This window comes from Blautia sp. SF-50 (genome assembly GCF_900101315.1).
Classification (GTDB): Bacteria; Bacillota; Clostridia; order Lachnospirales; family Lachnospiraceae; genus Blautia_A; species Blautia_A fusiformis.
The window spans coordinates 26,912-42,114 of record NZ_FMUW01000006.1 but is presented as its reverse complement, the minus strand read 5'-3'; the positions used below and the strand labels follow the sequence as shown (position 1 = coordinate 42,114).

The following is a 15,203-nucleotide window of genomic DNA, read 5'->3' as shown; positions in this document are numbered from 1 at the left end:
TATTCAGATCCTCACTTCCATCCACCGGATCATATCCCCGATCACTTCATCTTTACAATACTCATTCAGGATCTCATGAAAAAGTCCGCCGTAGATCTTCATCTGCTTGTCTTTTGATCCTGCTTCTTTAAAGAAATCATAGGTATCCTGTACACTTACCAGACCGTCTTTCTCGCCGTGTGTCATAAGGACCGGATAATGGAACTCTGCTTTTTTCTCTTTGAACCAGTCAAGTCCGTCGCAGATCGCATAGCATAACCCCGCTGTAAAGGACTGTTTATTGTATGGATCTTTTCCGTACCAGTCTACCACTTCCTGTACAGAGCATACACCTGACCCCAGCTGATTGGCAAGGCGCGTATGTACATCCATTTCTCCCGGCACACCACGTATCAGATTGCCGTTATCTGCGGTCAGCGCACCACTGGTAATGATCCCCCGGAGTTTTTTGTCCGGATATTTGGCTCCGTACAGAGAAACCGTAAATCCGCCCATGCTGTGTCCCAGAAGAAATACCGGGATATCCGGATTTTCTTCAATTGCCATATCCACAACTACGTTGGTGTCGTCCAGAAGCTCATTGAAATCTGAATAAAAAGTCTCTTCACCCTCAGACCGTCCATGTCCTCTGTGATCAAAACGATAGGTTCCTATTCCCGCCTCATGAAGTTTTTCCGCAAAATAATCGTACCTGCCCTGGTGCTCACAGAGTCCGTGGACAATCACGATCACCGCTTTATTGTCTGCTGCCGTTTCTTTTTTCAGATACAGTTTCGTTCCGTCAAACGATGTGATCATACTTTCACCCATAATAAAAACCTCCCTTTTCTTGCTGCGAGATACATATCCCCATTATATGTCTCACGCTATCTGATAGGTTTATCATATCATGAAATCTGTATTTTGATAACTCCTATTACTAATTATCAGCAATTATATGATTTTTACAAAAAGTAATGAAAAATAGAGGAGTGACATATTTTGTTCTCTGAACTATAATCACCTCAGTACAAAGGGGCTGTCGCACTAAAAAATTAGTGCGACAGCCCCTTCTTTTTTCATTGTTAGGGCAAATCCCTAACAAAAACGGCAGCGGAATATCTACATTTCCGCTGCCTGAATTTCTTATTCTACTTCTTCCGGCTCCATGCTGAGCATATGGCCTTCCTGATTTCCAATATCATATTTCTGTCCGTATTCCTTGAAATACTGGTAGTAGTCCGCACTGTTTGTGGGATAGATCTTGGAATCGTGAATATGAAGATCAGATCCTGTCTCTCCGCTCTTCATAAGTGCCACCATAGCACTTGCACAGTGAGTTGCGATACGACAGAAACTGTTAAGGATATCACTAAATACCGTTCCCTCTTCCAGTCCGCATTTGCCCTGGCTCAGTCGCTCTGCATGACGCATCTTCAGTACATCACAAAGTCCTGTGATCACAGCTCCGAGAGGTGCTACTCTCTGTGCCATTTCTTTATCGTCTTTCATGAAAGCATTGCAGGTTATATTGATATCCTCACGAACTGCCTCCATAACAACATTCAGCTCATCCCAGGCTTCCTGTGAAAAATTCGTATGGTTATCATGCATTTCATTGGACATATGAGCAATGTAAGAAGCATGATCACCGATACGCTCAAAGTCATTGATCGTATGCAGATACAGTGAAGTCTGTCTTGTCTGTGCAGAATTCATCTCTCTCTTTGTCAGCTGGATCAGATACTCTCCTAGACGACTTTCATACTTGTCGATCAGATCCTCTTTTCGCTGAACCTTATCATACTTATCCTGCTGATAATCATTCAGAAGATTCATGGCTCTGTTGACATTCTTACGGAGCTTCTTGGACATTCCGTTCATTACACGGTGACACTGTGCGATAGCAAGGGCCGGGTAATTCAGAAGACGCTCTTCCAGAAGATCAAAGTCTGCCTCATCTTCCAGATCTTCTTTGTCATCCTTCACAAGCCAGCATACCAGCTTCTCGATCTTTGAAATAAACGGGAACAGCACGATAACCGTTGCCAGACGGAACACCGTATTCAAAAGCGCGATCGCTACCGGTGTCATGGTCATATCCATAAATGTAAAATGTACAAACGCATTCACGGTATAAAAGATCACAGACCAGAGGATCAGCCCAAACAGGTCATTGATCAGATATACAAGAGCAGTTCTTTTACCGTTCTTATTTGCTCCGATGGCTGAGATCAGAACTGGACATGCAGCACCAACACCGATACCAAGAACGATCGGAAATGCACTTGCAAATGTCAGGATACCGGTTACGGAAAGAGCCTGGAGCACACCGACTGTTGCAGACGCACTCTGGAGTACCGCAGTAAAAGCGATACCTACGAGAATACCCGCGATCGGATTGGAAAACATAGTCAGCATCTTGATGAACATCGGACTCTCACGCAATGGAGATACCGCACCACTCATCATCTGCATACCTGTCATCAGGATTGCAAAACCAAGCATGATATTTCCCACGTTCTTATGTAAGGTACGCTTACAGAACATACGGAAAATAATACCAACTACAGCCACAACAGCAGAAATAGTTGCTGTGGAAAGAACACTAGCGATTCCATTTGATCCTTCAATATAAGAAAGACATAAGATCCAGCCAGTAATACTGGTTCCGATATTGGCTCCCATGATGATACCGATCGCCTGTTTCAGTTTCATCATACCGGAGTTTACAAAACCGATCACCATAACTGTCGTCGCAGAAGACGACTGGATCACACTGGTAACACCAGTACCAAGTGCGACACCCTTCAGCGGAGTATTGGTCATCTTATAAAGAAATGCTTCCAGCTTATTACCAGCTGCCAGCTTCAGACCATCGCCCATTAGGGACATACCAAACAAAAATAATGATACTCCACACAACAAAGATAAGATCATTGAAAAAATTGCCATAATTTTCTCCTTTGTCATACTCGCTTCCTGTCATAATCTGTCAGGAGCCATGTTATCCTGAAAATGCAACTTTACATTTCCTTAATCTGGATTTTTCTTATTTTTAACATTTTCCCATTTATTATGCCACATCAATTTCCATATTACAACAACAGATTTATTTCGAAAATAAAAAAAATCGAAGGCAGCGGATCATCTTCCAAAACTCTGCCTTCGAAATGAGTATTTTTGAGTTATTTTTCACAAAATTTTTTATTTTTCCAGGCGCATCAGCATATCATCCAAAATATTTTCCAGGTACTCTCCCGTTGTTCTTTCCCCTTCTTTTTTTATCTGGAGCATCGCTTTCATATCTTCATCAGACAGACAGATGATCAGTTTCCCGCTTTCCCGTAGACTTCCCCGTGCAGCCATTTTCGCATGTTTATCCGCTCCTTTTCTGGAAATAATGATCGCAACTTTACGGAGAGCTTTTTCGTACAGATATTTTTCTGTAGTGTAAATTTCCCTCTGAGTAATAGGCTTTTCATAGTTTTTAAACTCGAACACGATATACTTCGTAGAAAAATACTTACAGATCGTGTCAAAAAAATCCTGTGTCACCCCGTTTTTGATCTTACAGCACATGTCAAAACGATACAGATTTTCCTCTGTTGTCTTCTGCTGCTCCCACAAAGTCAGATATTCTCCAAGGATATATTTCAGAATAGAAACACAAAGTTCCTCATATTTCTTGAAAGCTGCACTACCGGTCTCCAACACTTTTAACTGCGCTATATAGCTGTCAGCAACCGATTCCGGATCCGTATTCTCCATCTGGCTGCTTTCCTCAAAGATAAAAGGCTCCGGTCTCTCCGGTTCTATGTTTTCCACCGAATAATTCAGAATCGAGATCAGTTCGTTCTTCAGTTCCGGATAGTCCTCAAAGAGCCACAGCACATTTCGGATGTCCCAGACATATCCAAGCTTCGCCTCTTCGTACTTTCTCTTAGTCTCATCAGAGACCAGATTCGCCACTACACAGATATTTTGTAATGGCAGATCCTTTTTCTGATCTGACACTGCTTTTCCAACCAGACGGCTATAACTCTGCAACCGTTTAAGTGTAGCGATTTCTTTGGAATCACTGTACATTCTGGTCATAAAGACCCATTCATCGCTTTGGAAAGAAACCCCTTTATATGTAAGGTATTTTTCAAAAAGCTGCTTAAAGCGGGCCATATTTTCCCAGTTTTTCATCTGCACATCACCCTCTGAATTTATATAGGGTTCTACGCAGAGATTGCGAACGACCTGTTCTGTCACTTTTATGTTCGGCGCATATATCAGGCTTCTGTACATCCGGCTTTTGTTTGGCACAGAACGTGGAAAATCTTCCGGAAATCCCTTTAATCTGGCTATTTCTTTGTGTGTGATCTTATGATAGACGCCATGGATACGGATCAGCGGCATTTTTATCAGATTCAGACGAACCTGCCCGGATTCCCGATAACCGCCTTTTTCCCAACACAAAACGCTGTCACCGGCATGCGAAGCATCAATCTTCTCTTTCGCAAAATCAATTCTGTAATACCAGGAATCCTGTGGATTCATTTCCACCCAGCCATCCAACAGGATACTACTCTTATGGACCTGCACCGGCATGATCATATCCGAAGCATTCACTCTTTTTGAAACAATATATGCAAATTCTTCCCGCAGCGGAAATGCAGTAACCTCCGAACTCTGGATATTTTTATGCGTGATATGGTATCCATATTCTTGCAGCTGAAAAATGTGCTCCTTTATGAACCCTTTCCATAATTGCTTTTTCATAACAAAAAGAATGGCCGGCGGTCGTCTTCTTTGCACCAGGGTCAAACTATAAAACACCTCTTCTGCTTTCGACTGCGTCAGATCAAAAGCCCAGACATCACTGTCCGGAACTGTGGCAGGATCTATGGAAGAAAGGCTGCATGCAGTTACATTTTGACTTATATTTTCCTGATAGATCTCTATCACTTTTCTGTCCGGCTCATATGCTTTCAAAATCTCATAACCGGCATTTTGAAAACCAAGAGTCAGCGCACCGATACCGGCATTAAAGATCACCACTGTATTCTTCATATATTTTTTCCTATCTTATTATTTGTACTGTGACAGCAGCTCCAAAAGCTTACCACTGTTGATTGGTTTGTTATAATTGATCCCCACAAGCCAGGATATTCCCTGTACATTTCTGTAAAGACTCCGGATAATTTTTCTCCTTTATCTGCTCTATGGCTGTCCGGGCACTCTGGTTTCAGTTCAATCTCCTCTCTGGCACTACCGGCATAAGCATGTACCCGTCACCCCTTCTTAATATCCCCTGAAAAGCAAAATAATTTCACAGCATCATATGTCTATATGATACCATGAAACTATTTTTGCGTAAAGATTTTATAAAAAAGCCTCAGAGTATTTTCGCATATACATACTCTGAGGCTTTCTCTATAGTCCATATATATTTTTTACTCCACTGTCACGCTCTTCGCCAGATTTCGTGGTTTATCCACATCCAGTCCTTTGGCTACGCTTACGTAGTAGCCCAGAAGCTGAAGCGGGATCACTGCCAGGGATGTTGCAAAGTGCGGGTCTGTTTTCGGGATGTAGACGGTGAAGTCTGCGGTATCCTCGATATTGTAATTACCAAATGTGGTCAGGCCCATAAGGTAGGCGCCGCGGCTCTTACACTCAACCATATTGCTGACTGTTTTTTCGTAGAGATCCGGCTGGGTCAGCACACCGATCACAAGAGTCCCGTCTTCGATCAGGGAGATCGTTCCGTGTTTCAGCTCTCCGGCAGCATAGGCTTCAGAGTGAATGTAACTGATCTCTTTCATCTTCAGACTGCCCTCCAGGCTGATAGCGTAATCAATTCCTCTTCCTACAAAGAAAGCATCTTTTACATTTGCCTGTTTTGAGGCAAACCACTGGATACGTTCCTTATCTTCCAGGATCTTACAGATCTTATCCGGAAGTGTCTGCAGTTCACTGATATAATTGCTGTAGGCTTCTTCTGTGATCGTTCCTCTTACCATTGCAAACTGGATCGCCAGTGTATAAGCTGCGATCAGCTGTGTGCTGTACGCCTTGGTAGTAGCTACAGAAATCTCCGGTCCGGCCAGAGTATAAAATACATTATCAGCCTCACGTGCAATGGAAGATCCCACTACATTAACGATTCCCAGTGTACGAATACCATTTTCCTTGCATTTACGAAGTGCTGCAAGACTGTCTGCTGTTTCACCGGACTGGCTGATGATCACTGCAAGGCTGTTGGTGTTAAGGGCCATTTTTCGGTAACGGAATTCGGAAGCGAGCTCTACCCTTACCGGGATCTGTGCAAGATCCTCGATCACATACTGTGCTGCCATTCCTACGTGATAAGCGGAGCCGCAGGCTATGATATAGATCTGCTGGATGTTCCGGATGCTTTCTTCTTCCAGGCCAACTTCACTGAGGTCGATCTTTCCATCCTTGAGCACGGAATTCAACGTATCCAGTACTGCCTTTGGCTGTTCATGGATCTCTTTCATCATGAAATGCTCATATCCGGCTTTTTCCGCTGCTTCTGCATCCCATTCAATGGTTTTCAGCTCTTTCTCGATCTCATCTCCATCAAGATTGTAGAAGGTGACTTCGCCTTTTTTCACACGCGCCATCTCCAGATTGCCGATATAATATACATTGCGGGTGTATTTCAGGATCGCCGGTACGTCAGAAGCGATAAAGGATTCATCTTCTGCCACTCCAAGGATCATGGGGCTGTCTTTTCTGGCTACATATATTTCACCCGGATAATCCCTGAACATGATCGCAAGGGCATAGGAACCACGGATACGTACCATGGAATGTGTGATGGCATCCACCGGTGTTCCCTCATATTTCTTGTAATAATAATCGATCAGCTTGACTGCTACCTCGGTATCGGTCTCAGAATAGAAAGTATAGCCTTTACGGGCGAGCTTATTTTTCAGTTCCTGATAGTTCTCAATGATGCCGTTGTGGACTGCTACGATATTACCGTCGTCTGTCATATGCGGATGTGCATTGTTCTCAGAAGGTTCACCATGAGTTGCCCATCTGGTATGACCGATACCACAGGTTCCCGGTACAGTCTCTCCGCCGTTTGTCTTTTCTGACAGAACTTTCAGTCTTCCCTTGGCTTTGATCACTTCCGTCTCGCCCTCGCCGTCACGTACGGCGATTCCAGCGGAATCATATCCTCTGTATTCCAGCTTGGAGAGCCCATCTAAAAGGATCGGAGCTGCCTGGTGTCTACCTGTAAATCCTACAATTCCACACATATTTATCTGTCCTTTCTGTCTATGCAGGTATTTTCGCAAAAGACCGGGCTGTTACATCATATGCAACAGTCCGGTCAGAAGTTTCAGTTATTGCAATATAACATGTCCTACAGTATAGCACGTACCACTCTCGGTTTGCAACCCGCTTTTTCCAGAGCTGCAACGATCTGATTCTTATGATCTGTTCCGAATGCTTCCATAGTGATCCGAAGTTCTACGGCTGCATTTCGGTTGGTACTTACAAACTGGTTATGATCCAGTTTGATAACATTACCCTGATTTTCAGCGATCACACTTGCAACACGTACCAGTTCACCTGGCTTATCCGGAATAAGTACGGATACGGTAAAGATACGGTCACGCTGGATCAGTCCGTGCTGTACAACCGATGACATGGTGATCACATCCATATTTCCACCGCTTAAGATGGAAACGATCTTCTTATTCTTTACATCCAGATGACGGAGAGCTGCTACAGTAAGAAGTCCTGAGTTCTCTACGATCATCTTGTGGTTTTCTACCATATCCAGAAAAGCCACGATCAGTTCATCATCATCGATGGTAATGATATCGTCCAGATTTTCCTGGATATATGGGAAGATATTTTTTCCCGGAGTCTGTACTGCAGTACCATCTGCGATAGTATTTACGTGAGGAAGCGTTACGACCTCCCCTTTCTCCAGGGATGCCTTCATACATGCTGCGCCTGCCGGCTCAACACCGATGACTTTGATGTGTGGGTTCAGAAGCTTCGCAAGTGTGGAGACACCTGTAGCAAGTCCGCCCCCTCCGATCGGTACCAGAATGTAATCTACAAGCGGAAGTTCCTGTACGATCTCCATGGCGATGGTTCCCTGACCGGTTGCTACTGCCGGATCGTCAAATGGATGGATAAAGGTATATCCTTTTTCTTCTGCAAGGGCAAGTGCGTGTGCGCAGGCTTCGTCATATACGTCGCCGTGAAGGATAACCTCCGCACCGTAACTCTTGGTGCGCTCTACCTTGATCAGTGGTGTGGTAGTTGGCATGACAATGACTGCTTTTACTCCATATTTATGTGCAGCATAAGCAACACCCTGGGCATGATTTCCTGCAGATGCAGTGATCAGACCTTTGTTCCTCTCTTCGTCAGAAAGTGTGCTGATCTTGTAATATGCGCCACGCACCTTATATGCACCGGTACGCTGCATATTCTCTGGCTTCAGATAAACCTTATTTCCCGTCATATCTGAGAAATAACTGCTGTATATCAGCTTTGTTTCCTGTGTCACTTCTTTTACTTTTGCTGCCGCTTCCTCAAAGCTCTCTAATGTAAGCATTTGTATTTAGCTCCTTTCTTCTACGTCAAAGAGGGCGTTTACAAATGCGTCTGCATCAAATTTCTGCAGGTCATCGATACTTTCGCCTACTCCGATGTATTTTACTGGTATGTCAAGCTCAGACTGGATCGCTACTGCGATTCCGCCCTTGGCTGTACCATCAAGTTTGGTAAGAATGATTCCGGTAACGTTTGCGACCTCGGCAAACTGTCTTGCCTGGGAAAGCGCATTCTGGCCCGTGGTTCCGTCAAGAACTACCAGCGTTTCCAAATATGCTTCCGGATACTCACGTTCCAGAATACGGTAAATCTTGCGAAGCTCTTCCATAAGGTTTTTCTTATTATGAAGTCTTCCTGCGGTATCGCAGATCAGAATATCTGCATTTCTGGCTTTGGCTGCTGCCACGGCATCATAGACAACAGATGCCGGATCTGCTCCGTCCTGGCCGCCGATGATCTCAACGCCTGCACGGTTGGCCCACTGTGTCAGCTGCTCCCCGGCTGCCGCACGGAAGGTATCTGCTGCCCCGAGGATGACCTTTTTTCCCTGATCCTTTAATTTACCGGCCAATTTGCCTACGGAGGTAGTCTTGCCGACTCCGTTGACACCAATCACAAGGATCACGGATTTCCGATTCTCAAACTCATATTCTGTGCTTTCTACCTGCATCTGTTTTTTGATGCTGTCGATCAGAAGCTGTTTGCACTGGGACGGCTCCTTGATATGCTGCTCAGCAACCTGCTCCTTTAAATGCTCCAGAATGGAGGTGGTTGCATTAATACCGATATCTCCCATGATCAGGATCTCTTCCAGTTCTTCATAAAAATCATCATCAATACTGGAAAAACCGCTGAAAATGGAATCAAATCCGGCAACGATATTGTCTCGCGTTTTGGTAAGTCCGCTTACCAGACGTTTAAAAAATCCTTTTTTTTCTTCTGCCATACTGATTCATCCCCTCTGCTACTGGGTAAGCTGGTTCTCTACTAAATCTACGGATACCAGCGTGGATACCCCTTTTTCCTGCATGGTAATTCCATAAAGCCTGTCTGCTGCATTCATGGTACCACGTCTATGTGTTATTATAATAAATTGTGTGTTCTTCGTCAACTTCTGAAGATATCCCGCAAAACGTCCTACATTGGAATCATCCAGTGCAGCCTCGATCTCATCCAGAAGACAGAATGGTGAAGGCTTCAGATTCTGGATCGCAAAAAGAAGTGCAATGGCTGTCAGTGCTTTTTCTCCACCGGAAAGCTGCATCATGTTCTGAAGTTTTTTTCCGGGCGGCTGGGAAATGATCCGGATCCCTGCCTCAAGGATATCCTCGTCTTCCGCAAGTTCCAGAGTTCCCCGGCCTCCGCCGAACAGTTCTTTGAAGGCTTTGTCAAATTCTTTCTGGATCTCTCCGAATTTTTCGCTAAACTGCTTCCGCATGCCCTCATCCAACTCCTGGATGATCTGTTCCAGCGTTTTTTCCGCTTCCAATAGATCGTTGTACTGACCGCTTAAGAACGTATGCCGTTCCAGAAGTTCTTTGTAATCCTCAATGGCATTGACGTTGACAGAGCCAAGAGCTCGGATCTCGTCCTTTAATTTATGGATCTGCTGCTTCATCACATGCCTGTCATTCATTTCTTCTTTCCTGTACTGCAAGGCATTATTCGGAGTGATCTCGTATTCTTCCCACATATAGGAAATCCTTGCTTCCCGGTTCTCTTCGATCTTTTCTGCCTGAGTCTTCAGTCGGAAGCATTCTTTGTCCAGAAGACTGATCTGGCCGGACAGCTCATCACGCTTTTCAAAAAACTCCTTATGGCTTTTTGTGCGCTCTTCCTTTTCCTGCTGCCATTTTTCCAGCTGTTTTGCAGCCGCCTCTTCTTTTGCGGCAAAGCCTTCGATCTCCTTACGGACCTTGTCGATCGTCTTTCTCTTTTCTGCAGTTTCCTGGCTGCCTTTTTCCAGAGAATCCAGAATTTCTTCCCTCTCTTTCGAAAGAACTTCGATCTCCTCTTTCAGGCGCCGCAGATTTTCCTTTATGAAGCTTTCCTTCTGCTGGGATGCAGATGCGTCAAGACGGATCCTTTCCAGCTTCTCTGAAGTCTCCGCTTCGTCCTTTTTCCAGTCCTCCAGCTCCTTCTGCCGGGTCTCGATAAACGTTTCCAGCTCTTCCTCATCCCTTTTGGATGCTTCAAGTTCCTGCGTGATCTTTATGTTATCTGCCTGCATGTCTCTTGCCTGAAGACGGATCTCCTCCTGCTCCCTCTCGATCCTGGTATAACCGCCGCGGATCTCCTCCGCTTTTTTCTCCAGCTGTTCAATGTTCAACCTGGCTGTATTCTGCTGAATGGATTGTTCCTGAAATTTCTGCTGCAGCGCCGCCACAGTATCACGCATCTCATTTCTTCTGCTGCGGTTATCTTCCATGGACTGTCGGATCTCATGATACCCGGCTGCCAGCTCTTTTACCTTCTTTTCCAGTTCCTCGATCTCACGACGACGCCCAAGAAGATTGCTGTTGTTCTTAAAAGCTCCACCGGTCATGGAACCGCCTGGACTTAAGGATTCTCCCTCCAACGTTACCATACGGATACTGTGTCGGTATTTTCTGGCAATGGCAATAGCATGATCGATATGATCCACCACCAGCACTCTGCCAAGAAGATAACCGATCAGACCGTCATATTCCTTCTCTGCAGTTACCAGGCCACTGGCAAGACCAATAGCTCCCGGTTCGTTCAAAGCACCTCTTTGATTAAACTCGCCTCTTGAAGAAATGCTGTTTAACGGGAGAAAAGTCGCACGACCATACCGGTTTTTTTTCAGGAATTCGATCATCTGCTTGGCAGTCTGCTCGTTATCCGTAACGATATTCTGAATACTTCCGCCAAGAGCTGTCTCAATAGCGATCTCATAATTTTTTTCAACGTGAATGATATCCGCCACTACGCCACGGATCCCAGGAACATGATTCTTCTGTTCCATGACACGGCGGATACTGTTTCCATATCCATCATAACGTTCTGTGATATTGCGGAGGGATTCCAGTCTGGATGCCTCTCTATGATAGGACGTCTGTTCCTTTTCCAGCTGTGTATTCTGCTGTTTAAGGGTTTCCTGGATGGCATGTATCTCTTTTGTAAGACGGCTGCCTTCTTCTCTGGTTTCCTGAATGGCCTTCGTGATAGTGTCGTATTCCTTCTGTGCCTGATCGATCGCTGACTGCTGCTCCTCTTCCTGGGTTTTCAGGGAAAGGATCCTCTGACTGATCCCTGCTTTCCGGATATCCAGCTGCTCCTTCATGGCATCAAAACGCTGTGCCTTACCTTTGGTGTTTGCACGGGAATTAAGGATCTCAATGATCTCATTCTTACCATCTTCCACTGCCTGGGTGCATTCTTCGATGCTGCTCTGGATATTGTCCATTTTTTTCTGCTCGTCAGCAAGTTTTCTATCGATCTCCCGTAAATTTGCCTGAAGATCTGCTTTTTGCTCTTCCAGAGCCTCCTGGTCTGCAGATTTTTTCTCCGTATCTTCCTGAACTGCTAAAAGACGGCTGCGATAATGACTATCATTCTGCTCTCCTGCCAGGATCTGTTCATGAAGAACATTGATCTCACCGGACAGCTGTTGTTTACGGATAGCACGATCCCGGCTTTCTTCCCGCAACGCCTCCATCCGCTCATTCAGCTCTTCCAGTATTTTTTCCAGACGTTCATATTCATCCTTGGTACGACTATGAGCATCCTGGGCTTCTTTTAACTGATTTTCTGCGATCCTGGTTTTTTCTTCCAGCTCGCGGATCAGATTTCCGGTGTGTTCATATTCCAGGAGGAACATATTTATATCCAGCTCTTTCAGATTTTCTCTTTTTGCCAGATATATTTTTGCAGTCTCAGACTGACGTTCCAGCGGTTCCAGCTGCTTGGTCAGCTCACTTAAGATGTCCGTGACACGGACCAAATTCTGTTGTTCTTCCTCAAGCTTCTTCAGTGTGGTATTTTTTCGTCTTTTAAATTTGACGATCCCGGCTGCCTCGTCAAAAAGCTCTCGGCGTTCTTCGGGTTTTCCACTTAAGATCTTATCGATCTGACCCTGTCCGATGATGGAATATCCTTCTTTTCCGATACCGGTATCATAGAACATCTCATTGATGTCCTTTAAACGACAGGAGCTGCCGTTGATGCGGTATTCGCTCTCACCGGAACGATACAGTCTTCTGGTAACGGTTACTTCTTCAAAATCCACCGGGAGCTTGTGATCACTGTTATCAAGTGTAATAGCCACGGACGCAAAGCTCAGAGGCTTGCGAAGCTCCGTTCCTGAAAAGATAACATCCTGCATATTCCCGCCTCGAAGCTGCTTGGCGCTCTGTTCTCCCAGAACCCAGCGGACTGCATCGCCAACATTACTTTTTCCGCTGCCGTTAGGTCCTACGATGCCGGTGATCCCGTTATGAAATTCAAAATTTATTTTCTGTGCAAAGGATTTAAATCCCTGCACCTCTATATTTTTCAGATACATTGGCCACCTGCTGTTATTTTATACTGCGTATTGCCTCTAGAGCTGCAGCCTGTTCTGCTGCCTTTTTTGTATGGCCGATTCCGGTTCCCATACTTTTTCCATTGATCAGCGCCTCCACAGTAAAGCTCTTGCTGTGGTCCGGTCCCTCTTCTTTCAGAAGACGATATTCCACCGGATGATTTCCGCCTTCCTGTACCATTTCCTGAAGCACTGTCTTGCTGTCATAAAAAATCCTCTTATCCTCCAGATCGTTCAGGATAAATTTCATAACAAAAGCCTGTGCCGGTTCAAATCCACCGTCCAGATACATAGCCCCGATCAGAGATTCCAGGGCATCAGAAACGATGGAATCTCTTTTACGACCGCCCATCATTTCCTCACCTCTTCCAAGGAGGATAAACTCCGGAAGCCCGAATTCTCTTGCACAGTAGGCAAGACTCTTTTCACATACCATGCTGGCACGTTTCTTGGTCAACTCACCTTCCTGATTATTCCGGAATTTTTTGTACAGGAAATCACTGCTGATCAGCTCCAGCACCGCATCTCCAAGAAACTCCAGACGCTCATTGCATCCAAGCTTTCCAAGGTGTTTTTCGTTGGCATAGGAGCTGTGTGTCATTGCCTGCTCCAGTAAAGATTTTGCGGTAAACTGGTATCCGATAGTCTGCTCCAGCTTTTTTAAATTATTTTCCATTTCTTCTTCCCTTCGTTACCCGGCGAAGAGTCTCCACTGCATCGCCGACAGTAACGATCTCCTCGGCTTCCTCCGGGGCGATACGAACATCAAAAGTTTCCTCCAGATCAATAAGAATCTGAAAAAAATCCAGAGAATCCACTCCCAGATCATCCACAAAGGTAGTTTTTTCTGTAATGGCATCCATATTTCTTCCCAGAGTTTTTTCGATGATGGTCTTCAGCATTTCCAGTTCCACGACTGTTCGCCTCCTGTTCTGTCTGTAATATTTCCGGCAATCCCGGTTTTATTTTTTTTCGCTTTTTTCTTCTGCCTGTGCTTTCTGCTCGGCTGCTATAAACTCCTCGATCTTTTCATTGATTTTCTCTTCCTTAAACTGCTCGCACTGAAAGATCGCATGACGGATTTCTACGCTTTTGGCACTTCCGTGGCTTTTGACCACAAGACCTTTCAGACCAAGAAGCGGTGCTCCGCCATATTCACTGGCATCAAATGATTTTAAGGTTTTCTTAAGAGCAGGTTTTACCATCAGAGCTCCCATTTTACTGCGAATGTTTGTCATCATACCTTTTTTGATCATAGATATCAGAGTAGCTCCAACACCTTCATAAAGCTTGAGGATCACATTTCCTACAAAAGCTTCACAGACTACTACATCTGCATAACCTGACGGGATATCTCTCGCCTCAATACTTCCGATGAAATTGATATCCTTACATGCTTTTAACAGAGGGAAGGTAGCCTTTACCAGCGCATTGCCCTTTTCTTCCTCAGCACCGTTATTAACGATAGCAACTCTTGGTTTCTTAATACCCACTACATTTTCCATATAGATGGAACCCATCTGCGCAAACTGTACCAGATGATCTGGTCTCGCATCTACATTGGCACCACAGTCGATCAAAAGGGAAACGCCCTTTGCCGTAGGGATCAGCGGAGCAAGAGGTGGTCTCCGGATCCCTTGGATCCTGCCTACGATCACCTGGCCTCCTACCAGTACCGCACCGGTGCTTCCGGAGGAAACAAAGGCATCGGCCTCCTGTTTTTTTACAAGATTTAATCCCACTACAATAGAGGAATCTTTCTTTTTCTGGATAGCCATGACCGGAGGTTCCGCAGTCTCGATCACCTGAGACGCATGCACCACACGGATCCTGTCCTTAGGATAATCCGGGTATTTCCGAAGCTCTGCTTCGATCACATCCTGTACTCCTGTAAGGATGACCTGGATGTTCTCTTTTTCTTTCACAGCTTCCACTGCGGCTTTTACCGGTTCCTCGGGAGCATTGTCACCACCCATTGCATCTACAACGACTTTTACCATTTCTGACATATGTTGTCCTTTCTCTGTCCGAAATCTTTTCGGAATGCATATGGTACACTGTAGTGAAAATCCTCATACAC

Annotated in this window: 10 protein-coding genes; all 10 read right to left on the bottom strand. The window is 45.1% G+C overall.

Going from position 1 to position 15,203, the window contains the following annotated elements; translation table 11 throughout:
- Positions 1-3: 3 nt before the first annotated feature.
- The 10 genes from BLP57_RS05325 to plsX all read right to left on the bottom strand — a co-directional run bounded on the left by BLP57_RS05325 (position 4) and on the right by plsX (position 15,132).
- Complete coding sequence (locus tag BLP57_RS05325; protein WP_015525224.1) at positions 4-810, bottom strand: alpha/beta hydrolase; 807 nt, start codon at positions 808-810, stop codon at positions 4-6.
- A 315-nt stretch (positions 811-1,125) separates the two neighbouring features.
- Positions 1,126-2,934, bottom strand: coding sequence for a Na/Pi cotransporter family protein (locus BLP57_RS05320; RefSeq protein WP_059086898.1), 1,809 nt, complete (start codon positions 2,932-2,934; stop codon positions 1,126-1,128).
- A 252-nt stretch (positions 2,935-3,186) separates the two neighbouring features.
- Positions 3,187-5,040, bottom strand: coding sequence for a DNA cytosine methyltransferase (locus tag BLP57_RS05315; protein WP_092069925.1), 1,854 nt, complete (start codon positions 5,038-5,040; stop codon positions 3,187-3,189).
- Between the two features lie 383 nt (positions 5,041-5,423).
- A complete protein-coding gene (gene glmS / locus BLP57_RS05310) occupies positions 5,424-7,262 on the bottom strand; it encodes a glutamine--fructose-6-phosphate transaminase (isomerizing) (protein ID WP_015525228.1) in 1,839 nt (612 codons plus the stop codon).
- A gap of 107 nt (positions 7,263-7,369) precedes the next feature.
- Positions 7,370-8,581, bottom strand: a complete 1,212-nt coding sequence (ilvA, locus tag BLP57_RS05305; RefSeq protein WP_015525229.1) for a threonine ammonia-lyase — start codon at positions 8,579-8,581, stop codon at positions 7,370-7,372.
- Between the two features lie 6 nt (positions 8,582-8,587).
- Positions 8,588-9,526, bottom strand: coding sequence for a signal recognition particle-docking protein FtsY (gene ftsY / locus BLP57_RS05300; protein ID WP_015525230.1), 939 nt, complete (start codon positions 9,524-9,526; stop codon positions 8,588-8,590).
- A gap of 18 nt (positions 9,527-9,544) precedes the next feature.
- On the bottom strand, positions 9,545-13,105 hold the full coding sequence (gene smc / locus BLP57_RS05295; protein WP_092069922.1) for a chromosome segregation protein SMC: 3,561 nt from the start codon (positions 13,103-13,105) through the stop codon (positions 9,545-9,547).
- A gap of 13 nt (positions 13,106-13,118) precedes the next feature.
- Positions 13,119-13,799 (bottom strand): ribonuclease III, encoded by a 681-nt coding sequence (rnc, locus tag BLP57_RS05290; protein WP_022427036.1) that lies wholly within the window; start codon positions 13,797-13,799, stop codon positions 13,119-13,121.
- Positions 13,789-14,037 carry an acyl carrier protein gene (locus tag BLP57_RS05285; protein WP_021652554.1) on the bottom strand — a complete coding sequence of 83 codons (249 nt, stop codon included), beginning with the start codon at positions 14,035-14,037 and terminating at the stop codon, positions 13,789-13,791. The genes rnc and BLP57_RS05285 overlap by 11 nt, the downstream gene beginning before the upstream one ends.
- Positions 14,038-14,085: 48 nt before the next feature.
- Positions 14,086-15,132, bottom strand: a complete 1,047-nt coding sequence (gene plsX, locus BLP57_RS05280) for a phosphate acyltransferase PlsX (protein ID WP_092069919.1) — start codon at positions 15,130-15,132, stop codon at positions 14,086-14,088.
- Positions 15,133-15,203: the final 71 nt, after the last annotated feature.

Excerpts from the sequence above, each read along its gene's own strand:
- rnc (WP_022427036.1), bottom strand. The coding sequence starts at position 13,799 with ATGGAAAATAATTTAAAAAAGCTGGAGCAGACTATCGGATACCAGTTT.
- glmS (WP_015525228.1), bottom strand. The coding sequence starts at position 7,262 with ATGTGTGGAATTGTAGGATTTACAGGTAGACACCAGGCAGCTCCGATC.
- smc (WP_092069922.1), bottom strand. The coding sequence starts at position 13,105 with ATGTATCTGAAAAATATAGAGGTGCAGGGATTTAAATCCTTTGCACAG.
- BLP57_RS05315 (WP_092069925.1), bottom strand. The coding sequence starts at position 5,040 with ATGAAGAATACAGTGGTGATCTTTAATGCCGGTATCGGTGCGCTGACT.
- BLP57_RS05320 (WP_059086898.1), bottom strand. The coding sequence starts at position 2,934 with ATGGCAATTTTTTCAATGATCTTATCTTTGTTGTGTGGAGTATCATTA.
- ilvA (WP_015525229.1), bottom strand. The coding sequence starts at position 8,581 with ATGCTTACATTAGAGAGCTTTGAGGAAGCGGCAGCAAAAGTAAAAGAA.
- plsX (WP_092069919.1), bottom strand. The coding sequence starts at position 15,132 with ATGTCAGAAATGGTAAAAGTCGTTGTAGATGCAATGGGTGGTGACAAT.
- ftsY (WP_015525230.1), bottom strand. The coding sequence starts at position 9,526 with ATGGCAGAAGAAAAAAAAGGATTTTTTAAACGTCTGGTAAGCGGACTT.
- BLP57_RS05325 (WP_015525224.1), bottom strand. The coding sequence starts at position 810 with ATGGGTGAAAGTATGATCACATCGTTTGACGGAACGAAACTGTATCTG.